The sequence below is a fragment of the Bartonella tamiae Th239 genome, from assembly GCF_000278275.1.
GTDB classification, from domain to species: domain Bacteria; phylum Pseudomonadota; class Alphaproteobacteria; order Rhizobiales; family Rhizobiaceae; genus Bartonella; species Bartonella tamiae.
In genome coordinates this window covers 164,313-186,990 of sequence record NZ_JH725147.1, presented here as the reverse complement: position 1 = coordinate 186,990, position 22,678 = coordinate 164,313, and the positions used below count along the sequence as shown (strand labels likewise).

The following is a 22,678-nucleotide window of genomic DNA, read 5'->3' as shown; positions in this document are numbered from 1 at the left end:
TGTTTTTGATTGTGTTTGGCGTTTTCTTGCTTTTTTTTGATAATGGACATGAAAGCCTCTGTTTTTATCATAGCGTCTCGTGTTAGAAAATATTTTAATAGAATGCAAAGAGTGCTTCTCTTGCGTGCATTATGTGCATAATGAGCGGGTTGTGTCGCCTTTGTTGACGCAATTGTCTTGCATTGACGGTGCAATTTTGTGCGTCTACCGCTTATCATACGTAAATATGCGCCTTTTACGCATAATACGTATAAATCTTGACAAAATACGTAAATTGCGTTAAAGCCAAAAATGCAGTGACAGGGTGCAATTCCCTGCTGACATCAACTGCAAGCGCGGGTATCGAAAGTCCTCCGGTGCTGTCAGAAACAGAGGACGGGTTCGCCGAGAGGCACTCTGGCTTTGTCTCTTTCTTTTATTTGGGACCAATCGGTTGATAAAAACCAATGCCGTGGATACCTCTACCTCATGGGAATTTGATTATTCCTATGGGGTAGGGGGTATCTTTGGCTTTTTTCCCCTTAAAGCATGTCAATAAGGAAAAAGATTATCCTTCCTTCTTATTAAAAAGAAGGAAGAAAATGGTAAAAGAAAAATCATAAAAGTTAAAAACAAGCGCAATCGTTAAAAGTCATCAGCGTTGCAAAACTTGGTACAAGACAAATCATATTAAAAACATAGGATAGTCACGAAAGACTTCACACGAAATAGAATTTTAGAGTGTTAGCATGAAACAAACACTTTAATTTTTTTTAAAAAAATTTAAAAAATATGTCCATAATTCCTCAGCAATTCTTACCAAATTTAGTTAATCTTAGTCAGTCCATATCAATTCTTATTCACCCTTGCCGAGGAACGCCGATTAAGTGTGTGTAATCAACTAAAAAAAACGATCAAAAGTCAAAAATTATAAAATTAAAAGACAGGAAAAAAGTTACGCACAACAAGCATAAAAAGGGTTCAGAAAAACCATATAAAGGCATGAAAATACGAAAAACAGAAAGATTGGCAATAAAATAGAAGGATCTTGCTGGATATCTTAAAGAAGAAGACGAACCATGATGCGGCATAAAAAGATTTCTTTGACACAATTGAATGAGGATTTACCACACTCGTTTAAGCATTATCGTGCATGTTAATTAAGACGAAAACGGATCAAAAAATGTCATGAATCTGCGTTTGTATGATCGTTGCGTTTTTTAAACTTTTTTTTAATAAGCCACGAATGCCCTTTGTCATCTTTTGAAAGTCTTTTAACAATCTTATGCAAAGATAATGAGCAAGAGATTTTATTGTTGTCCATATTTGCTGCTAAGACCATTGGCAATAAGGTGCAAAAACTGCGTTATTTCATCATCAAGATTTTCCGAACGCACACCAATATCTTGTGTTTCCAAGCCTATCAGCACCATGCCATGAATGGCCGAAAATAATGTTTGCGAAAAAGTGAAAATTTTAGCCTCAGATGTTTGTGCCATGAGGTGTGATAAGGGTTTTATTACATGTAAAAAGGGTTGCTTGCGTTCAGCTGAAACCCATTTTGGAACTTGTTTTTCTTCTGAAATTCTATGATCAAATAAAGCGTGCCAAAGATGATAATTGTCAACGGCAAAATGATGATAAGTATGCGCCGCAACAATTAGCTTATCAAGTGGCTGATTTTCATTCACCTCATTTAAGGCGCTATCGAGTGCCGTGTTTAATCGGTTTAAGGTGCGCGAATTGATAAGAAGAATGAGCGCATCAAGATCAGTAATAATATTATATACACTGCCGAGCGCAACACCAATATGATCGGCCAGATCACGCACCTTAACAGATGCAAGACCACTTTTTGCAATCATCGTTTCAGCCGCCTCAATCAAGGCTTGTTTTTTTTGATCGCGCTTTAAAGCTCTTTTGGTGAGGGTGTGTTCTTCCATGAACAATGTTCATAACATAAGTGTTGTTTTTTGACCAGAGTCTTCGAAGATGTCTTATTCATTTTATCAAAATGGGAGAAAAAAAGGGACAAGAACGAAAACGAAAGGAGATGAGATTATTTTCATGATGGTGGATAGGGTAAAGCACAAAACCTTTCCTATTCGAAGGGATAAAAAGCTTTGATCTGCTTTTTGAAAACGCACAACGCAACCCTTTATCGACTTGCTTTCTTGAAAATTATTGCTGTTTATGATGCTCTTTTGATACATTTGAGAGTTGCTGAGCCACCTTGTTTTCAGGCTAGAAACAGAGAATATGCCGATTGAAAACAAAACCAGCACTCAAAAATAAGACCAGCATATAAAATAAAATTTTTACATATGAAAAAGCTGTTTTTGTTTTTAAAATAGCCTGTGATTGGATCTTTGAAAAGGCTGGATTTTTGTCTTCATTGCCAAATTTTAAAAGTAAAAAGCCAGAAGACGTCAAAAGAATGCGCCATAAACGCACCTTATCAAAACGTGGTGCAATGATGATCGTGTTTGAAACATTCACACAAGGCGAGTTGCTGTGACTTTCTTTTTTCATCTTTGTTAAACGTCATGAATGGTGCAGAACCTGACCACAAGACACATCATATAAAAAAAGCATAGGATAGTCACGAAAGACATTACATAAAATAAAATTTTTATCGTTTTATCTTGAAACAGTCACTTAGTTTTTTTTAAATTTCTTCCAGCATTTTTTATAGCAACACTGCTAAACACCATGATGGCACTGCCAAAAACATAAATTTTATAAAAAAATTACTGCTGTCTAAAATATAAGAAATGGGCGTTTACTATATGTCTTTAAGATCAGGAAAACTGTCTTTATCAAAAGGTGCGCGAAGCTCAAATAAGAGACCATCGGTTGCATAAGTCAGATGAGTTATGGCCTTTAAATTTGCTGGAAGCAAACGTTCAATCAAGGTTGAACCAAAGCCTTTATGATGTGGGTTTTTAATTTTCGGACCATCTTTTTCTTGCCAATAAAAAAAAAATTCTTTGTCTTGAAGCTGCCATTTGATGATGATGATGCCTTTATCATTGGAAAGCGCGCCATATTTTACGGCATTGGTGCATAATTCATGCAATGCAAGCACCATTGTTAAAACGGCTTGTGAAGAAAGTTTTAAAGAAGGACCATCAATGAAAAAACGGCTTTGCATTTCATCGTATATGTCTAAACTTTGAGAAATAAGGACACGCAAATCTGCGCCTTTGTCTGTACCTTTTGTTAGAAGATCTTGTGCTTTGGCTAAAGCGGCAATTCTTTTTGAAAAAACATTGAGCGCGTCTTTTGTTGATGTAGCATGCATAAATGTTTGGTTGGCAATGCTTTGAACTATGGTCAAAATGTTTTTCACTCGATGCGCAAGTTCATTTGATACCATTGTCTGTTTTTCTTGGTAAAGCCGTTGTTCAGTAATATCTTGTAAAACACCAATAATACGTGGAGGGACGTTTTTATTGACCGTGTCCTCAATGGTTTCAGCCCAATAGGCAAGCCAGCGCAACTGACTATCATTGGCGCGTTTGATTTCAATATCTGTATGAAAGACCTTATTGGTATGATGGGCAGAATCTTTATGTTGGAAAAGGCGATCCATTGCCAAATCATTTTTAAAATAGTCCAAAATCTGGTCCTGACCTTGTGTGATAAACGCCAGAAAGTCATGAAATGATAAGGCGGTATTTTCTTCAAGCCCGAGCAATTTTAAAAATTGCGGGGTTGTTTTAAATAAAGTGTGTTTCGGATCAATTTCAAAAGCTCCGATGCTTGCTGCTGTTTGGGCAAGGCGCAAACGCTCTTCACTTATTCTTAAAGCTTCTGCTTGTTGTTGTGCTTCAGTACGATCACGGACAATTTTTAAAAAGCCTTCAGGCGTGCCATCTTTGCCATAAAGAAGCTGCAAATCACCCGATGCCCAAAACTGGCGACCATCTTTGCGGATATGGAAGCGTTCCACAGGGTCAATACGGTGATGGCGCGCCATTTGTCGGCGCGTTGCAGCAAGATTATTGGCGCGATCTTCAAGGGTGAATAAAAGTTCAAGGGATTGACCGATGATTTCATGATCTTTCCAACCAAATAGTTTTTCAGCCCCCTTATTCCAGCTGACAATTGTGCCATCCATTGTTGTTGTCAAAATGGCATAATCTAAGGCATTATCTAAGATCGATTGGATAAAATTATTATCATTTTTTAAAAGTGTCATATTTTGTAAAGTCTTTGTCACACTGTTGGTTCAACCCTATGGGTCACTTTCTTTGGCTCTTAAGTCAAAACATCGTTTCAAAATGTATTATAGATATAAGTGGAGAGGTGTTTGAGTGTCTCTCATCATCATAGGATTGACTATAATGATGAATGAATTATGAAATGTCTTGAAAGAAGACTGTTTAAAACCATTGCTTAAATTTTTAAGATTTTTAAAATTTGAGACAGCACTCCTCGATGATGAAAACACTTTTATTACGCTGATGCTTTGTTTTGGCGATTGTGAATGAGATCTTCGACAACTTGCGGTTCTGCAAGGGTCGAAATATCTCCCAAATTGTCAAAGGAATTTTCGGCAATTTTGCGCAAAATACGCCGCATGATTTTGCCTGATCGTGTTTTGGGTAGAGCGGATGCAAATTGTATACGGTCTGGTGTGGCAATCGGTCCAATTTCATTGCGCACATGTTTAATCAACTGTTGACGGCGTTCTTCAGTGGGTTGCATGCCTTCCATCAATGTTACAAAACAATAGATGCCTTGTCCTTTTATGGCATGCGGATAACCAACCACAGCCGCTTCAGAGACCCCATGATCACAAACCAGAGCCGATTCGACTTCTGCCGTTCCTAAACGATGCCCTGAAACATTTAAAACATCGTCTACCCGCCCCGTTATCCAATAATATCCATCTTGATCGCGTCGGCACCCATCGCCTGTAAAATATTTGCCTTTATAGGTTGAAAAATAAGTTTCGACAAAGCGTTTATGATCGCCATAAATGGTGCGCATTTGTCCAGGCCATGAATCACTTATGCAAAGATAGCCATCATTTTCCCCTTCAAGCACGTTGCCTTCCGCATCAACCAATTGCGGTTTCACACCAAAAAAGGGAAAGCTCGCCGAGCCAGCTTTTAACTGTGTTGCGCCCGGCAAGGGGGTGATCATATGACCGCCTGTTTCTGTTTGCCACCAAGTATCCATAATGGGGCATTGTGCATGACCCACTTCCTTATAAAACCAGTGCCATGCTTCAGGATTTATGGGTTCACCAACGGTTCCTAAAAGGCGTAAAGATGAGCGTTTGGAACGTTGTAAAAACATATTGCCCGCCCCCATTAAAGCGCGAATGGCCGTTGGCGCAGTATAAAGAATGTTGACATTATGTTTATCAACAATTTCCCAAAAACGCGCTTGATCGGGAAAATTTGGAACCCCTTCAAACATCACCGTTGTTGCGCCATTGCATAAAGGGCCATAAACCAGATAAGAATGGCCTGTCACCCAGCCAATATCAGCCGTACACCAATAAATATCACCCGGGTGATAATCAAAAACATATTCATGTGTCATCGAGGCATAAACGAGATAGCCTGCTGTTGTATGTAAAACCCCTTTGGGCTTTCCTGTTGAACCCGAGGTATAAAGGATAAAAAGCGGATCTTCCGCTTTCATTTTTACGGGGGGGCATTTTGCTTTGGCCTCGCTCATGTCTTCATGATACCAAAAATCACGCCCCGGCGCCCAATCAATGTTTTCCCCTGTTCGACGAACCACCATGACTTGATTGACAAAAACATAGTGGCGTGCTGCAATATCAATCGCGTGGTCCATATTTTCTTTCAAAGCAATAGGCTTGCCGCCGCGTATCCCTTGATCGGCGGTGATGATAAAGGTGGATTTGCAATCAACCAGCCGCCCTGCCAAAGCTTTAGGCGAAAAGCCTGCAAAAACAACAGAATGAATGGCGCCAATACGTGCACATGCCAACATGGCATAAGCAGCTTCTGGTATCATAGGCAAATAAATTGTCACCCGATCGCCTTTTTTTACACCACGGTTTTTTAAAACATTGGCAAAACGGCAAACCGTGTCATAAAGCTCATTATACGTAATTTTTTTATCAATATAAGGATTGTCACCCTCCCATATGATGGCGACATCATTGCCGCGACTTTTTAAATGCCGATCAATACAATTATAAGTGACATTGGTGACACCATCTTCATACCATTTAATTGAAACGCGACCGTCAAAACAGGTATTTTTAACCTTTGTAAAGGGTTTAAACCAGTCAATACGCCGCCCATGTTTGGCCCAAAAAAATTCAGGCTCTTCAAGACTTTCTTGATACCAGCTTTGATATGTCTCATGGTCGATGAACGCGTGTTTTTTAATGCTATTGGCGACAGGATATATCTTATCGAACATGCTTTCCTCCAAAGCTTTCTTTAAAAAAGTATGCTTTATAAAGCGCCTTTTTAAAGCATCCCTAAAAGGTTTTTTTACAAAGTTTTCCTTGATGCATAAAATTCATTAAGCAAAATTCCTCCAAAAGATGCTTTACAAAAAAGCTCTTTATTTCAAGATTAGTCCAATTTGAAAGGATTTGCACGGTAAAATTTTTGACTGTGGTTTTGATGGCAAAAGGAACCAAATCTGATCTCAAACCATTGAATGAAAAGTCATAAAGGCGTGTGTTTTATTTAAAGATAAGCTTATGGACTTGGTTTCAAACAATAGAATCAATGGTGATCAATTGTGGTCAATAGTGATGCCTTTATGGTTAAGATGAACACATTTAAATATGGGATGTTCAGGCTTTGTCATTTATTGCGTGAACGTCCCATGAATACTCAATTTATTATAGGAGGGTACTATGTCGGATGAAAAAATAAAGGCATCACGTCGCACAATCATGTTAGGAAGTGCAGGAACACTTGCCGCTGCAACTTTTTCAGGGGTTGGACACTCATTTGCGCAAGGCGCATCACACAAAAACGCAGCAATGGCGCCTTTGACTGTCAGAACAAACCCCGTCAATGCTTATCCTAAGCCTCCCTATGATACACCACGCCAAGATCCACCTGGGTTGGCCTCAAAAATGAATCCTTTGCCAGACCATGGCGAAAAAACATATAAAGGATCAGGAAAATTAATGGGCCGCAAAGCACTTATTACTGGTGGGGATAGTGGCATTGGAAGAGCCGCCGCCATTGCCTTTGCACGTGAAGGTGCCGATGTCACAATCAATTATCTTCCTCAAGAAGAAACAGATGCAAAAGAAGTCGTGCAACTCATCAAACAGGCAGGACGCAAAGCAGTGGCGATTGCAGGTGATTTATCAGACAAAAAATTTTGTTATAAGCTGGTTGAAGACGCAGCAAAACAGCTTGGTGGTTTAGATATTCTTGTCAATAATGCTGGGCATCAACAAGCCGTCGAATCGCTTTCAGATTTAGAAGATGATGCCTTTGATGCAACCATGAAAGTGAATGTTTACGCCCCTTTTTGGTTAACAAAAGCCGCTTTATCGCATATTCCTGCTGGCGGTTCGATTATCATCACATCATCTGTGCAAGCCTTTGATCCCTCTGCCAATCTTTTTGATTATGCACAAACAAAAGCCGCGAATGTGGCCTTTGCAAAATCTTTGGCAAAACAACTGGGGCCAAAAGGAATTCGGGTCAATGCCGTCGCACCCGGACCTTTTTGGACACCATTACAACCTTCTGGCGGACAGCCAATGGACGCCATTCCTCAATTTGGTGGGGAAACACCTATTGGGCGTGCGGGTCAACCTGTTGAAATTGCACCGCTTTATGTTTTATTGGCAAGTGCTGAAACAAGCTATTGCTCAGGTCAGGTATTTGGCGCTGGTGGGGGCATGGGTATGGATAGTTAATCTCTGTTTCATAGCGACCATGACATCATGAATATGCCAAATGATGGGCATAAGCATTGAAAAAATCACTCTCTTAAAATAAGCTTTTTGACAAACGCTTCTTTAACGCGCTCTTTTAAATGCTTTTTGAGAGTGTGTTTAAAAGGCTGATGAGACAATCAGATACGACGTCCATACTTTCGTCGTGAGATGGCTTTGCGGTATTATAATTTTGCAAAACTATCGCTTTTATAATGATGTTGATAACAATGATAGCGCTTTTATAAAGACATCATTTCATGGTGAGATTAGGATGAGCGCTTTGATAAAGATATTGATGATCAAGCAAAACAATCTCTGTGAAAGACATGTTTGAGGTGAATCATTGTGGTCACGGTATTGTTTGAGTGTTTTCTATTTCTCGTGTTTTCAAAGTCTTTTGAACAAGCGTCTTTGAAGCAGCATAATTAGAATGTCATCGATCCCAAACAGACCTCTCGTCAAAACCATCAAGAGAATCACTTTATTATGTATGACGATGGGCTATAGTCTATGTGTGATGCCCGATCATAGTCTAAGTATAACGATTAAGTCTTAGCCTGCTTATAAGACAGCTTAGAGTGTCGTGTGACAGCAGGTCAAAAAAGGATGATAAAGGAACAAACATCTATGATGAGGTATGACAGTGTGGTTTTTCAATGAGGTTATGGTGTTTGTATGGCAAGAGAGTGCCATAAAACGTTGAGTTTTCATGTTACGGTGAGTTTTTATGGCTTATCGTGGTCTCATAACACAGTAAGAAACCAACGCAGTTTTGGTAAAACCCTTTCAAACTGAAGCGCCTTTGTTAGTGAATTATAGCGCTTTAGTTATTTGATTGTGTCGCGCTTGGTAAAAGTACTGGTTATATGTGGGACACAGCACGCCCCCCAAAAATCGCCGATCCAACCCGCACTTGTGTGGCGCCAAAGGCAATGGCGGTTTCAAAATCAGCAGACATGCCCATGGATAATTCTGTCAGATCATTTTCTTTGGCAAGCTTTTGCAAAAGGGCAAAATGGGGGCCGGGATTGTCATCAAGAGGGGGGATACACATAAGCCCGATAATCGTAAGTCTATATGTCGTACGACATGTTTCAACAAATTTTTTTGTTTCTCTGGGATCAATGCCAGCTTTTTGTGGTTCTAAACCCGTATTGACTTGCACATAACAAGGCAAAAAGCGTTTTTGACGCTGCATTTCTTCACTTAAAACTTTGGCAATTTTTTCGCGATCAATTGTTTGGATCACATCAAAAAGAGCAACCGCCTCTGGGGCTTTATTGGATTGTAAAGGACCAATGCAATGCAATTGAATATCATGATATTCAGCCCGCAATTGCGGCCATTTCTCTTTGGCTTCTTGAACGCGATTTTCTCCAAAAGCGCGTTGCCCCACTTCAAGAATCGGAACAATATCGTCTTTGCCAAAAGTTTTGGAAACCGCAATAAGATGTACATCTTTGACATCACGCTTGGCTTTTTTACAGCTCAATTCTATGGAGTGTTTGATTTTTTTCCATTCTTGAGTAACGGCGCTCATAATGACTTTCCTTCTTCCACTTGTGCAATTATAAAAATCGCATAGAAATGGTTGACGCTAGACTGAATACGTGGTCAAGCATTTATTGAGTTTTTTAACGCATTCTGCAAGAGTATAATGGTGATGACATTAGAACGTTATAATCCAAGAGCAACAGAAAAAAAATGGCAATCCATTTGGGATGAAAAAGAAATTTTTAAAACCCATAATGAGGATCCGCGTGAAAAATATTATGTTCTTGAAATGTTTCCCTATCCTTCAGGGCGCATTCATATGGGGCATGTGCGCAATTATGCCATGGGTGATGTTGTTGCACGCTTTAAGCGTGCGCGTGGCTATAATGTGCTTCACCCAATGGGGTGGGATGCTTTTGGCATGCCTGCTGAAAACGCCGCCATGCAAAATAACGTCCATCCGAAAGAATGGACGTATCAAAATATTGCGGTCATGCGCAAACAATTAAAATCAATGGGATTATCCTTGGATTGGTCGCGTGAATTTGCTACCTGCGATGTCAATTATTATCACCGCCAGCAAATGCTTTTTCTTGATATGTTTGAAAAAGGGCTTGTTGATCGCAAAACTTCTAAAGTCAATTGGGATCCTATTGACCAGACAGTCCTTGCCAATGAACAAGTGGTTGATGGGCGAGGGTGGCGTTCTGGTGCGTTGGTTGAACAGCGCGAATTGACGCAATGGTTTTTTAAAATTACTGATTTTAGTCAAGATCTTTTAAATGGCTTAGAAACGCTCGAGAAATGGCCTGAAAAAGTGCGCATTATGCAAAAAAATTGGATTGGAAAATCCGAAGGTGCGCTTATTCGTTGGGAGATTTCACATCATACGCCCGTAAAAAATTTCCATGCGATTGATGTGTATTCAACCCGTCCTGATACTTTGTTTGGGGCATCTTTTATCGCCATTGCACCCGACCATCCCATTGCGCGTGAAATGGCGAAAGAAAAAACGCATTTGCATGCTTTTATTGATGAATGCCATCGTTTGGGCACCTCAACCGCAGAACTTGAAACAGCAGAAAAAAAGGGATTTGATACAGGACTGAAAGTTTTGCACCCCTTTGATAATGAATGGGAAATTCCTGTTTATGTCGCAAATTTTGTTTTGATGGATTATGGTACAGGTGCGGTTTTCGGCTGTCCTGCCCATGACCAGCGCGATCTTGATTTTGCCAATAAATATCATTTGCCTGTTCGTCCTGTTGTTTTGCCAGAAGGTTTTGATCCTGCAAGTTTCATCGTTACGGAAACGGCACATACAGAAGATGGCGTGATGATCAATTCACGTTTTTTAAATGGGTTAAAACCAACAGAAGCGTTTGAAGAAGTCATAAAACATTTGGAAAAAAAATCGCATAACGGGCATCCGCAGATTGAACGAAAAGTTCAATTTCGCTTGCGCGATTGGGGCATTTCACGTCAGCGCTATTGGGGATGTCCCATCCCCATGATCCATTGTGAGACGTGCGGTGTGGTGCCTGTGCCAAAGGCGGATCTTCCAGTAAAATTACCCGATGATGTTTCTTTTGATAAACCGGGAAATCCTCTTGACCATCATAAAACTTGGCAACATGTTTTGTGTCCAAAGTGCAAAAATAAGGCTCGCCGTGAAACGGATACAATGGATACATTTGTTGATTCTTCTTGGTATTATTCGCGCTTTACGGCACCTTGGGAAAATGAACCTACAGATAAAAAAGCCGTCGATGCTTGGTTGCCTGTTGACCAATATATTGGTGGAATTGAACATGCGATTTTGCATCTTCTTTATTCGCGTTTTTTCACCCGTGCGATGAAGATTACCAATCACTTGGATATTGAAGAACCTTTTAAAGGTTTGTTCACACAAGGTATGGTTGTTCATGAAACCTATCGCGATGCCAATGGCTGGGTTTCACCTGCTGATATTGCCATTGAAGAAAAAGATGGAAAACGGGTGGCAACCCTGCTTTCGGATGGCAGCAAGGTTGACATTGGTGCCATTGAAAAAATGTCAAAGTCTAAGAAAAATGTTGTCGATCCTGATGACATTATCGCCTCTTATGGTGCCGATACCGCGCGTTGGTTTATGTTGTCTGATTCGCCGCCAGAACGCGATGTCATTTGGACAGAAGCGGGTGCTGAAGGTGCGCATCGTTTTGTACAACGTGTATGGCGTCTTGTTTCTTTATGTGCGCCAACGCTTCAAAATGTGTCTTCTTTGGCTGGTAAAGAGTCAAAAGCCCTTGAAATTTCAAAAGCAGCGCATCGAACATTGGCAGCTGTTACGGATGATTTTGAAAAACTGGCTTTTAATCGTGCTGTTGCGCGTTTATATGAGTTGGTCAACACATTAACGACAGCATCGCAAACCATTGCAAGTGCTGAAAGTGAAATGAAGCAAGCTGTGCGTCAGGCGTTAGACTTTCTCATTTCAATGATTGCGCCAATTATGCCGCATCTGGCAGAAGAATGTCATGCCGCTTTAGGCGGGGAAGGGCTTGTGAGTGAGCGTGCTTGGCCCCATGATGATCCACAGCTTCAAATTGACAATGATGTTGTCATGCCTGTGCAAATTAACGGTAAAAAACGCGGTGATTTGACAATTGATCGTAATGCAGATCAAGTGACAATTGAAAAAGCTGTATTATCGCTTGATTTTGTGCAATCACATTTAGAGGGCAAAACGCCTAAAAAAATTATTATCGTGCCACAAAGGATTGTCAATGTTGTCGCTTGATTCTCTATTTCAAAAATTCAAACCATATGTTTGTCTTATGGTGATCTGTTTGGGCGCCGCTTTGTCTGCTTGTAGCGTTCAGCCTCTTTATCAGGGCAGCAAAGAAGGGGCTTCACAATTTAATGTTGCACCTTCTATGCGGGAAAAATTATCCGCAATTATTATTGATGAGCCAACAAATCGCTTTAATCAATTGGTGCGCAATCGTTTAATTTTCTTGTTAAATCAGGGTGCAGGTGAAGCGCAGATGCCAAAATATCAATTAACATTGGGAACTTCATATTCTATTCGTTCTGCCGTACAGTTGGATATTGGTGACACGACAGATCGCACAGGGCGCGCTTCAGCAGGAACCGTGGTTGGCAATTCAACTTATGTTTTACGCGATATGGACAATAAGCCAGTGGCAAGAGGGAGGCGTTCTGTCAGTGCGTCTTTTGATCGTCCACGGCAAGAATATGCCAATTTGCAGGCAGAACAAGACGGGCAAAAGCGTGCGGCTGAAGAGCTTGCAGAACAAATCTTTTTGTCATTGGCACAGGATGTGTCAAAACTCCCATAAAGGGATTTGAGCAAAAAGCCATTGAGAAGGAAAAGGGCAGGCGTTTATGGCGATTTTAAAGGCGATAAACGTTTAAAATCGATAAACGCAATGCGTCTTTTCTTTTATCTCAAAGTCCTGAGCTTTGATTATTTTATCTAAAGTCATGTTGTGCAAAAATTTATGGTTTTGAGCCATGAGTTTTTGCAGCGTAGTCATCAATAATATGTTTGTCATATGTGATGACAACGATTAAAAAGGCCTCATAAAATGTGATCGGCAGTGCTTGAAAACATGAAGCGCACTGTTTTGCAGTGCCATAAAATTTTCATACTAAAGATGCTTGGGAACTGCACTTTGATGTGATACTTTTAATCCCATGTTTTAAGCATTAAATGCCTATTATATTGGTGATGGCAATCAAGTTTTTTCATCTTTATGCCTTTATAAGGCAAAAAACGTATAAACGAGGATTGGTTTAAAAAACCAATTCAATCAAAAAGCCAAAAAAACTAAAAATGAAAATCACTTCATAAAATATCTTCACAAAAACACATGATCAGGTGATGAAACAGCTGCTTAACAGATCAACAATGGCGAGAAGACAGAAAAAACTCCGTCTTAACAGGATCTATGATGGTTTATGACCTTAAACAAATATTCAAATATGATGGTTTTGAACCATCATATTTGAAAGCGCTCACAAGCATGATAGAAACACTTTTTTAGTCATTATGTGTGAGAATTTATCCGATGGTTTGACCTGATTTGGACCAATCGGCTAAAAAAGCATCAAGTCCTTTGTCGGTCATGGGATGTTTGACCAAAGCTTTTAAGGTGGATGGTGGAATGGTTGCAACATCAGCACCAATCAGTGCTGCTTCTTTGACGTGATTGACACTGCGAATCGAAGCGGCCAAAATTTCGGTATTAAAATTATAATTATCATAAATCGTTCTGATTTCGCCGATTAAATCCATACCATTTAAGCCCATATCATCAAGACGGCCAATAAAAGGAGAAATATAAGTGGCACCAGCTTTGGCAGCAAGTAACGCTTGATTGGCTGAAAAACATAAGGTGAGATTTGTTTTAAGCCCTTGTGAGGTCAGCGCTTTGCAGGCTTTTAACCCATCAAATGTGAGCGGCAATTTTATGCAAATATTGTCTGCAATTTTAGCCAAAATATTGGCCTCTTTCATGATGTGATCAAAGTCGGTGGCCGCAACTTCAGCTGAAACAGGGCCTGTAACATGCGCACAAATATCTTGAAGCACTTCAATGATATTGCGTCCACATTTTAGGATAAGTGTTGGGTTTGTAGTAACACCGTCAATAAGACCAAGCGCGTTTAATTCACCAATTTCATCACTATCAGCAGTATCGACAAAAAATTTCATATATAGGCTCCCATAATGGTTGTAAAAATGATGATGAACAATGATTTGCTTGTTATGTGACATTGTTTTATCCAAAAGCAAGCCCACAATAGCAAGAATCATGATGAAATCAGATCCGCAGTCTTTAAACATTGTTTCCGTCTTAGTGCCAATGCCTGCTGAGAACGCTTATAGCTATCTTGTTCCAGATACGATGCATGTTGAAATTGGCTCTATTGTTCGTGTGCCTTTAGGACCGCGTGAAGTGGCGGGGCTTGTCATTGATATTGCCTCTGATGAGCGTGAAAACAACCCAATAGATGTCAAAAAATATCGTGCGATCCGTCATGTTTTTGAGTGTCCTCCTTTGCCTTATGATATGGTGCGTTTTTTACAATTTATGGCGGATTATACCTTGTCACCTCCCGGACTTGTAGCGCGTATGGCATTGCGCGTACCAACCGCTTTTGACCTTGAACCACGCGAAATCGGGCTTTGTTATTGTGGCGGGGTGGTTGAACGGTTAACGCCTGCACGTCAAAGAGTGATTGCGCTTGCTGAAAATAAAATGGCGTGGACAAAATCAGGACTTGCCCATGCAGCAGGCACATCCAGTACTGTGGTTGAAGGCTTAAAAAAACAAGGTCTTTTTAAAGAGGTGGAAATGGCGTTGCGCCCTCTTGTTGCAGCTCCTGATCCCACTTATGCGCCTGCTTTGCTGGAAGGCGCGCAAATTGATGCCAGTGAAGTTTTAAAAAAAGCCTGTAAAGTGGACGATTTTCAAACTTTTTTGTTAGATGGAGTGACAGGATCTGGAAAAACAGAAGTGTATTTTGAAGCTGTGGCGCAAACGCTTGAAAGAGGCAAACAGGTTTTGATTCTTTTGCCAGAGATTGCATTAACACAACAATTTCTTGATCGTTTTCACCGCCGTTTTGGTGCGCCACCTGCCGAATGGCACTCAGATATTACACCGCGTCAACGCGAACATGTCTGGCGTCAGGTGGCCGATGGGCGATTGCGTGTGGTCGCTGGTGCACGCTCAGCCTTATTTCTTCCCTTTGAAAATCTTGGGCTCATCATTGTCGATGAAGAACATGATAGCGCCTTTAAACAGGAAGATCGTGTTTTTTATAATGCGCGCGATATGGCTGTGGCACGTGGTTCATTTGGTGGTTTTCCTGTTATTTTATCATCTGCAACACCTTCGGTAGAAAGTCAGGTGAATGCGAATTTGGGACGTTATCAACGTCTTCATCTTCCCTCGCGCTATCATAATGCGGCTCTTCCGCATTTGTGTGCCATTGATATGCGCAAAAATCCCCCTTTAAAAAATCGTTTTTTGTCACCACTGTTAGAAGCAGCTATACGCCAAACTTTGCAGCGCGGTGAGCAATCTCTTCTCTTTCTTAACCGTCGGGGCTATGCCCCGCTTACTTTATGCCGAGTTTGTGGCCACCGCTTTCAATGTCCCAATTGTTCAAGCTGGCTGGTAGAACATCGTTTTCGCAATCAACTTATGTGTCACCATTGTGGGTACCATGAAGCGGTGCCAGAAGCATGTCCTGAATGTGGAACTTTGGATCATCTGGTTGCTTGCGGTCCCGGTGTTGAGCGTATTGCAGAAGAAACGGTTCATCTGTTTGAAGATGCGCGCATTTTGGTTTTATCCACTGATTTGATTGGTGGGGTGAAACAATTGCGTCTTGAACTTGAAGCCATTGCCAAAGGGGATGTGGATATAATCATTGGAACGCAATTGGTTGCTAAAGGCCATCATTTTCCTAAAATTTCATTGGTCGGTGTGGTGGATGCCGATTTAGGTCTCGCCAATGGTGATCCACGTGCAGCAGAACGCACTTTTCAGCTTTTATCACAAGTGACGGGACGTGCTGGGCGCACAGGGCTTGAAAGTCAGGGATTGATACAAACCTATCAACCCGATCACGCGGTGATGCAAGCCATTGTATCTGGCAATCGCACAGCTTTTTATGCGCGTGAAATAGATGAACGTTTGCGCCATAATCTACCCCCTTATGGACGTTTGGCCGCCATTATCATTTCTGCTGAAACAAGAGATGAAGCACAAGCTCATGCGCGCTTTTTACGGCAAAATGCTCCCTACGCAACTGATATTTCTGTACTTGGCCCGGCAGAAGCGCCTTTAGCTTTGGTGCGCGGACGTTACCGCTTTCGTTTGCTCATTCATGGGACGCAGCGTGTTAATATTCAGGCCTTTATAAAAGCAATGATAAAACGCACTCCAAGACCGCGTGGCAAAGTGCGTGTGCAAATTGATATTGATCCTCAAAGTTTTTTATAAACTTTTAACGCACTATATTGGCCAAACATGCCCTTCCATGAAATGTTATAGAACCACATGAAATGTTTTGAGCTATAAGAAGTGGTATCGCACGCCATTTGTTTTGCATTTTTGATTGTGTTTTTAAAACGATCGCTTTTAAAAAGAATCAGACCTCATTTTGATAAGATTTTATCATCCTCGTACAAGAATGACGGTTGGTAGGAAATGTTTGTGTTTTTGAAAACAAAAACAGTGTATGAAGACCAAAAGTTCATCATAAAAAGCTCTAAAGGTGGATTTTGACCATGAAGGTGCTTGTGGATGAGAATAAAGCTTGTTCGTTTAACATCATCCGATCATATAGGGCGCTAATGACACTTTAATACAATCATAGTTTACTTTTGAGAGGTTCCAGCGATGTTTCATATTTTTCCCGATACATATGGTCAATGGCTTATATGGCTTGTGGCGTGGGGTTTTATTGCTGTTGGTCTTTTTTATATGATCTGGCCAAAAACAGCTTTGCGTCTTTTTTGGACCTATCCGCAACAAGAATCAACATCACTTTATGCGGCTGTGCGCGCAAATATGGGCGGCGTGCCTTTAGGTTTGGGGATCAGTTATATTCTTTTTACACAGCCATTTTTGGCTTATGCGCTTTTTTTAAGTGCTTTATTTGTCGCACTTGCGCGCTTGATATCGTTTTTTGTCGATAAAAGTTTTTCAGGTTTTAATATGTTGGCATTATGTGTCGAGCTTGTTTTTACATTGGTCAGTTTTCTTTATGTGTTCGGTTATATTAATTAATCTTTTAAAAAAAACGCACAGAGTCTTCAAAACCGCCTCATTGCGGTGTTGCCAGCCGTGTTTGTGTATGCTAGATGCCTATCACCTTTTAGTGTTCAAGGGTTTTCCTTGCATATTAAAATCAGATTAAAACCTTATATATATAAAGGATATGGCCATTAAGCCTATCCGCACTCAACAGAAAGAGACGGCATCGAGTGTCAAACACGTCTTCACATATATCAGTCGTTGCTAAGCGTTATGCTGGAGCACTTTTTGATTTGGCGCATGAAGCCAAATGTGTTGATGATGTGGAAAAAGAGCTCTCTTCTTGTTTGTCTTTAATCGAATCAAACAGTGATTTAAAACGTTTCATATTCAGCCCTGTCTTTTCTACCAAGGAGCAAGTAAACGCTGTGTCTGCTCTTTGTGAAAAATTTGGTTTAAAAGGCAAGGGTGCTGCTGCTCTTGTTAGAAATTTTTTAAAAGTTGTTGCGGCCAATCGCCGTCTTTTCGATTTACCCGGCATCTTTGATGCTTTTTATCAACTTGCCGCGCTTTCGCGTGGTGAAATCTCTGCTGAAGTCACTTCAGCACGCGCGCTAACAGCCGCGCAAGAAAAAGAACTGAAAGCGACCTTGAAAAATGTGGCGGGCAAAGATGTCCGTCTTAATATGATCGTGGATTCTAAAATTTTAGGCGGATTGATTATTCGTCTTGGTTCTCGTCAAATTGATACGTCGCTTGCTACCAAATTGTCTTCGCTTAAGCTTGCACTGAAAGAGGTCGGCTAATGGATATTAAACCGTCGGAAATTTCTAAAATACTTAAAGATCAGATCAAAAATTTCGGTCAAGAAGCCGAAGTTTCAGAGGTCGGTCAGGTTTTATCAGTGGGTGATGGGATTGCCCGCGTTTATGGTTTGGACAATGTTCAAGCTGGTGAATTGGTTGAATTTCCCGGCGGTGTGCGCGGTATGGCGCTTAATCTTGAGGCAGACAATGTTGGTGTTGTGATTTTTGGATCTGACCGTGATATTGGCGAGGGTGATCCTGTTAAACGGACCAAGTCCATTGTTGATGTGCCTGTTGGTCCTGAATTGCTCGGCCGTGTTGTTGATGGTCTTGGCAATCCAATTGATGGTAAAGGGCCGATTAAAGCCAAAGAGCGTCGTCGTGTTGATGTGAAGGCGCCCGGTATCATTCCGCGTAAATCGGTTCATGAGCCTATGTCAACGGGTTTGAAAGCGGTTGATGCGCTTATTCCTGTTGGTCGTGGGCAACGTGAATTGGTGATTGGTGACCGTCAAACGGGTAAAACAGCCATTATTTTGGATACATTTCTTAATCAAAAGCCGATTCATGATCATGGACCTGATAAGGATAAGCTTTATTGTGTCTATGTTGCTGTTGGTCAAAAACGCTCAACAGTGGCGCAATTTGTGAAGGTTCTTGAAGAACGTGGCGCTCTTGATTATTCGATTGTGATTGCAGCGACAGCTTCTGATCCTGCGCCCATGCAATATATTGCTCCTTTTGCAGGTTGTGCAATGGGTGAATATTTCCGTGACAATGGCATGCATGCTTTGATTGGGTATGATGACTTGTCAAAACAAGCGGTTGCTTATCGTCAAATGTCGCTTTTGCTTCGTCGTCCTCCGGGTCGTGAGGCTTATCCCGGTGATGTGTTTTATCTGCATTCTCGTTTGTTGGAGCGTGCGGCAAAATTAAATGATGAAAATGGCGCAGGGTCATTGACCGCCTTGCCCGTTATTGAAACACAGGCCAATGATGTTTCTGCTTATATTCCCACCAATGTGATTTCCATTACTGATGGACAAATCTTCCTTGAAACCAATTTGTTTTATCAAGGTATTCGTCCTGCGGTTAATGTTGGTTTGTCGGTTTCGCGTGTTGGATCTTCGGCACAAATTAAAGCCATGAAGCAAGTGGCAGGGTCTATTAAGGGTGAACTTGCGCAATATCGTGAAATGGCTGCTTTTGCGCAATTTGGATCTGATCTTGATGCATCGACACAACGTTTGCTTAATCGTGGTGCTCGTTTGACAGAATTGCTCAAACAACCACAATTTTCGCCGTTAAAAACAGAAGAGCAAGTCGCGGTTATTTTTGCTGGTGTAAACGGCTATCTTGATCCCTTGGCCGTTCATCAAGTGGGGCAATTTGAACAAGGACTTTTGACACTCTTGCGTACCGATCACAAAGATATTCTTGAAGGTATTCGTGATCAAAAACAAATAACAGATGAGATCAAAACAAAATTAACAAGCGTGTTGCAAACTTACGCTAAGAATTTTTCTTGATTCATTAACAGGACGGTTTAATGGCTTCGCTAAAGGATCTTAGAGACCGTATCGCCTCGGTTAAGGCGACGCAAAAAATCACCAAGGCAATGCAAATGGTTGCCGCGGCGAAATTGCGTCGTGCGCAAGAAGCGGCAGAGGCTGCGCGCCCTTATTCACAGCGCATGGCAGCGGTTATGTCCAATATTTGTGACAATGTGGATGCGCAAGATGCACCAAGGCTTATGGCTGGCACGGGTAAGGATGATGTTCATCTTCTTGTTGTATGCTCAGCCGAGCGTGGGTTGTGCGGTGGTTTTAATGCGCAAATTGCCCGTCATGCGCGCGATCATATTCGTCGTTTGCTGTCTTTGGGTAAGACAGTCAAAATTATCACGGTCGGTAAAAAAGGTGCAGATATTTTGCGCCGAGATTTTAAAAATTTAATGATCGACCACGTGGATTTGCGTGAAGCAAAAAATATTGCTTTTTCTCATGCGGATTTAATTGGACAAAAAATCATTTCCATGTTTGATGATGGTGGTTTTGATGTTTGTACATTATTTTATTCTGAATTTGTGTCTGTGATTAATCAACAGCCGACTGCTTTACAACTTATCCCTGCAAAAGCAGAGGATGAAGATGAGACAGAAAATGATGCAAAAAGCATCTCTAATAATATTGCAAAAGATAAGCATTTGGCGGTTTATGATTATGAACCAGATGCCGCTTCTATTCTTGAAACACTGGTGCCACAAAATTTACGTGTGCAGATTTTTCGGGCTTTGCTTGAAAATGCCGCTGGTGAAATGGGAGCAAAAATGAGTGCGATGGACAATGCCACGCGAAATGCAGGTGATATGATCAATAAATTATCAATCACTTATAATCGTCAGCGTCAGGCACAGATCACAACTGAATTGATCGAAATTATTGCGGGCGCGGAAGCGCTTTAATCTGGAAGGTAAGGATCGATGGCAAAAGCAGCGAGCCCAAGTAAAACAGCAACAAAAGTAGGTGACAAGAAAACACCTGCAAAAAGCGATGCAAAAACAGCCGATACAAAAAGTGCTGCAACGAAAGCATCAGCAAAAACCAATACACTTAAACCTGCTGTTGGGAAAACAACAAAAGTGGCAAAAGAGACAGCCAATTTTAAATTGGATACAAAAAAAGGTCAATTGGGTCGCGTTAAGCAGATTATTGGTGCGGTTGTTGACGTTCAATTTGATGGTGAATTACCAAAAATCTTAAATGCTTTAGAAATTGAAAATTTAGGCAATCGGCTTGTGTTGGAAGTTGCCCAACACTTGGGTGAAAATACAGTCCGCACCATTGCAATGGATTCGACCGAAGGTCTTGTGCGCGGTCAAGCTGTTGTTGATACAGGCTCACCCATAGTTGTTCCTGTTGGTGAAGCCACATTGGGACGCATTATGAATGTTATTGGTGAGCCCGTTGATGAAATTGGACCAATTAAAAGCAAAAAAGCACGCGCAATTCATCAGGAAGCACCAGAGTATATTGAACAATCAACAGAATCTGAAATTCTTGTAACCGGTATTAAGGTTGTTGATCTTCTTGCACCTTATGCAAAAGGCGGTAAAATTGGTCTTTTTGGCGGTGCAGGTGTTGGAAAAACCGTGTTGATTATGGAATTAATCAATAATATTGCCAAAGCCCATGGCGGATATTCTGTGTTTGCCGGTGTTGGTGAACGTACACGTGAAGGCAATGATCTTTATTATGAGATGATTGAAAGTCATGTAAATGTTGATCCTAAAGAAAATGGCGGTTCGGCTGAAGGATCAAAATGTGCGCTTGTTTATGGTCAGATGAATGAACCGCCCGGTGCGCGCGCGCGCGTTGCCTTGTCTGGATTGACAGTGGCAGAAAGTTTTCGTGATGATGGGCAAGATGTGTTATTTTTCGTCGATAATATTTTCCGCTTTACCCAAGCGGGTTCTGAAGTTTCGGCTCTTCTTGGCCGTATTCCATCTGCTGTTGGATATCAACCTACTTTGGCGACAGATATGGGTGCTTTGCAAGAGCGTATTACAACGACAACAAAAGGGTCGATTACATCTGTGCAAGCCATTTATGTTCCTGCTGACGATTTGACTGACCCTGCTCCTGCAACATCATTTGCCCATTTGGATGCAACAACCGTTCTTTCACGTTCAATCGCAGAAAAAGGGATTTATCCAGCTGTTGACCCGCTTGATTCATCCTCACGTATGCTTGACCCTCTTATTGTTGGTGAAGAGCATTATGCGGTCGCACGTCAAGTGCAAACAATTCTTCAGCGTTATAAATCGCTTCAAGATATTATTGCCATTCTTGGTATGGATGAATTGTCAGAAGAAGATAAATTAACGGTTGCGCGTGCCCGTAAAATTGAACGTTTTCTCTCTCAACCTTTCCACGTTGCTGAAATCTTCACAGGATCTCCGGGTAAGCTTGTGTCTTTAGAAGACACAATTAAAGGCTTTAAAGATTTATGCGATGGCAAATATGATCATCTTCCAGAAGTGGCCTTCTATTTAGTGGGTTCAATTGAGGAAGCGGTTGAAAAAGCACAACGTTTGGCAGCAGAAGCGGCTTAAAGTGTATTTTATTGCGTTGTTCACACAACGTATTTTAATTGAATGATGTTCTGTGTCACTGAAAACACACAGGACATCTTATGGTAAGCTGATAGAGTGACTTTTCGGATCAATGTGATTCAAATATGAATTTAAAGTTAGGGTGATGAACGAGATGGCTGACACTTTTTTATTCGAATTGGTCTCTCCTGAAGAACTTTTGTTAACCGAACAGGTGACAGAAGTAGTGCTTCCAGCAAGTGAAGGCTATTTAACGGTAATGGTCAATCACGCACCGACAATGACATCAATTGTTCCCGGTATCATTAAAGTAAAACCAACCGATGGTGATGAAAAATCTTTTGTTGTTTTTGGCGGTTTTGCAGATATTACACCGACAGGATGTTCCTTATTGGCAGAATCGGCCATTTCAGTTGAGCAATTTGATCATGCGGATTTGGAAGATCGAATCGAACGCGCCCGCCATAGCCTTGAAAATGCCAATGGTGATGAAGCACGCAATAAAGCGGAAGATTTTTTACACCAGTTGACAACAGTTCGTGGTGTTTTAACGATGGCTTGATGGCTTGATGGCTTGATGGCTTGATGGCTT

15 protein-coding genes are annotated in these 22,678 nt (G+C 41.1%); 10 read left to right on the top strand and 5 right to left on the bottom strand.

Going from position 1 to position 22,678, the window contains the following annotated elements; genetic code table 11:
- Nucleotides 1–1,289: 1,289 nt before the first annotated feature.
- The 3 genes from ME5_RS00980 to acs all read right to left on the bottom strand — a co-directional run bounded on the left by ME5_RS00980 (nucleotide 1,290) and on the right by acs (nucleotide 6,396).
- Entirely contained in the window at nucleotides 1,290–1,922 is a 633-nt protein-coding gene (locus ME5_RS00980; RefSeq protein WP_008037563.1) for a TetR/AcrR family transcriptional regulator, read from the bottom strand.
- 842 nt (nucleotides 1,923–2,764) lie between these two features.
- Nucleotides 2,765–4,183, bottom strand: a complete 1,419-nt coding sequence (locus tag ME5_RS00970; RefSeq protein WP_008037561.1) for a sensor histidine kinase — start codon at nucleotides 4,181–4,183, stop codon at nucleotides 2,765–2,767.
- A 257-nt stretch (nucleotides 4,184–4,440) separates the two neighbouring features.
- Nucleotides 4,441–6,396, bottom strand: a complete 1,956-nt coding sequence (acs, locus tag ME5_RS00965; RefSeq protein ID WP_008037559.1) for an acetate--CoA ligase — start codon at nucleotides 6,394–6,396, stop codon at nucleotides 4,441–4,443.
- A 448-nt stretch (nucleotides 6,397–6,844) separates the two neighbouring features.
- Between acs and ME5_RS00960 the strand changes: the two genes are divergently transcribed.
- Nucleotides 6,845–7,870, top strand: a complete 1,026-nt coding sequence (locus tag ME5_RS00960) for an SDR family oxidoreductase (RefSeq protein ID WP_008037558.1) — start codon at nucleotides 6,845–6,847, stop codon at nucleotides 7,868–7,870.
- 883 nt (nucleotides 7,871–8,753) lie between these two features.
- On the opposite strand, the gene ME5_RS00955 is transcribed toward ME5_RS00960, so the two are convergent.
- On the bottom strand, nucleotides 8,754–9,431 hold the full coding sequence (locus tag ME5_RS00955; RefSeq protein WP_008037557.1) for a YggS family pyridoxal phosphate-dependent enzyme: 678 nt from the start codon (nucleotides 9,429–9,431) through the stop codon (nucleotides 8,754–8,756).
- A gap of 123 nt (nucleotides 9,432–9,554) precedes the next feature.
- On the opposite strand from ME5_RS00955, the gene leuS reads away from it, so the two are divergent.
- Together leuS and lptE are read left to right on the top strand one after the other, a co-directional pair.
- Nucleotides 9,555–12,167 carry a leucine--tRNA ligase gene (gene leuS, locus ME5_RS00950; protein ID WP_008037555.1) on the top strand — a complete coding sequence of 871 codons (2,613 nt, stop codon included), beginning with the start codon at nucleotides 9,555–9,557 and terminating at the stop codon, nucleotides 12,165–12,167.
- Nucleotides 12,157–12,729 (top strand): LPS assembly lipoprotein LptE, encoded by a 573-nt coding sequence (gene lptE, locus ME5_RS00945; RefSeq protein ID WP_425338836.1) that lies wholly within the window; start codon nucleotides 12,157–12,159, stop codon nucleotides 12,727–12,729. The genes leuS and lptE overlap by 11 nt, the downstream gene beginning before the upstream one ends.
- Before the next feature lie 725 nt (nucleotides 12,730–13,454).
- Here lptE and fsa read toward each other — a convergent pair.
- Nucleotides 13,455–14,108: a fructose-6-phosphate aldolase gene (fsa, locus tag ME5_RS00940; RefSeq protein ID WP_008037553.1), complete on the bottom strand. Its 654-nt coding sequence runs from the start codon at nucleotides 14,106–14,108 to the stop codon at nucleotides 13,455–13,457.
- 100 nt (nucleotides 14,109–14,208) lie between these two features.
- Between fsa and ME5_RS00935 the strand changes: the two genes are divergently transcribed.
- The 7 genes from ME5_RS00935 to ME5_RS00905 all read left to right on the top strand — a co-directional run bounded on the left by ME5_RS00935 (nucleotide 14,209) and on the right by ME5_RS00905 (nucleotide 22,648).
- Nucleotides 14,209–16,410: a primosomal protein N' gene (locus ME5_RS00935; protein ID WP_008041077.1), complete on the top strand. Its 2,202-nt coding sequence runs from the start codon at nucleotides 14,209–14,211 to the stop codon at nucleotides 16,408–16,410.
- A gap of 399 nt (nucleotides 16,411–16,809) precedes the next feature.
- Nucleotides 16,810–17,199 carry a DUF4345 family protein gene (locus tag ME5_RS00930; protein WP_008037551.1) on the top strand — a complete coding sequence of 130 codons (390 nt, stop codon included), beginning with the start codon at nucleotides 16,810–16,812 and terminating at the stop codon, nucleotides 17,197–17,199.
- Nucleotides 17,200–17,396: 197 nt separating this feature from the next.
- The gene (locus ME5_RS00925) at nucleotides 17,397–17,972 is read left to right on the top strand and encodes a F0F1 ATP synthase subunit delta (RefSeq protein WP_008037550.1); all 576 of its coding nucleotides are present in this window, start codon (nucleotides 17,397–17,399) and stop codon (nucleotides 17,970–17,972) included.
- A complete protein-coding gene (atpA, locus tag ME5_RS00920) occupies nucleotides 17,972–19,501 on the top strand; it encodes a F0F1 ATP synthase subunit alpha (RefSeq protein WP_008037549.1) in 1,530 nt (509 codons plus the stop codon). The genes ME5_RS00925 and atpA overlap by 1 nt, the downstream gene beginning before the upstream one ends.
- Before the next feature lie 20 nt (nucleotides 19,502–19,521).
- A complete protein-coding gene (locus ME5_RS00915) occupies nucleotides 19,522–20,436 on the top strand; it encodes a F0F1 ATP synthase subunit gamma (protein WP_008037539.1) in 915 nt (304 codons plus the stop codon).
- A gap of 18 nt (nucleotides 20,437–20,454) precedes the next feature.
- Entirely contained in the window at nucleotides 20,455–22,086 is a 1,632-nt protein-coding gene (atpD, locus tag ME5_RS00910) for a F0F1 ATP synthase subunit beta (protein ID WP_008037537.1), read from the top strand.
- Nucleotides 22,087–22,240: 154 nt separating this feature from the next.
- Entirely contained in the window at nucleotides 22,241–22,648 is a 408-nt protein-coding gene (locus tag ME5_RS00905; RefSeq protein WP_008037536.1) for a F0F1 ATP synthase subunit epsilon, read from the top strand.
- The last annotated feature ends 30 nt before the right edge of the window (nucleotides 22,649–22,678 follow it).

Bases quoted from the DNA above. Each gene is read 5' to 3' on its own strand.
- leuS (WP_008037555.1), top strand. From the start codon at position 9,555: ATGACATTAGAACGTTATAATCCAAGAGCAACAGAAAAAAAATGGCAA.
- atpD (WP_008037537.1), top strand. From the start codon at position 20,455: ATGGCAAAAGCAGCGAGCCCAAGTAAAACAGCAACAAAAGTAGGTGAC.
- ME5_RS00915 (WP_008037539.1), top strand. From the start codon at position 19,522: ATGGCTTCGCTAAAGGATCTTAGAGACCGTATCGCCTCGGTTAAGGCG.
- ME5_RS00955 (WP_008037557.1), bottom strand. From the start codon at position 9,431: ATGAGCGCCGTTACTCAAGAATGGAAAAAAATCAAACACTCCATAGAA.
- ME5_RS00930 (WP_008037551.1), top strand. From the start codon at position 16,810: ATGTTTCATATTTTTCCCGATACATATGGTCAATGGCTTATATGGCTT.
- atpA (WP_008037549.1), top strand. From the start codon at position 17,972: ATGGATATTAAACCGTCGGAAATTTCTAAAATACTTAAAGATCAGATC.
- ME5_RS00970 (WP_008037561.1), bottom strand. From the start codon at position 4,183: ATGACACTTTTAAAAAATGATAATAATTTTATCCAATCGATCTTAGAT.
- ME5_RS00935 (WP_008041077.1), top strand. From the start codon at position 14,209: ATGATGAAATCAGATCCGCAGTCTTTAAACATTGTTTCCGTCTTAGTG.
- ME5_RS00980 (WP_008037563.1), bottom strand. From the start codon at position 1,922: ATGGAAGAACACACCCTCACCAAAAGAGCTTTAAAGCGCGATCAAAAA.
- ME5_RS00905 (WP_008037536.1), top strand. From the start codon at position 22,241: ATGGCTGACACTTTTTTATTCGAATTGGTCTCTCCTGAAGAACTTTTG.
- fsa (WP_008037553.1), bottom strand. From the start codon at position 14,108: ATGAAATTTTTTGTCGATACTGCTGATAGTGATGAAATTGGTGAATTA.
- ME5_RS00960 (WP_008037558.1), top strand. From the start codon at position 6,845: ATGTCGGATGAAAAAATAAAGGCATCACGTCGCACAATCATGTTAGGA.
- acs (WP_008037559.1), bottom strand. From the start codon at position 6,396: ATGTTCGATAAGATATATCCTGTCGCCAATAGCATTAAAAAACACGCG.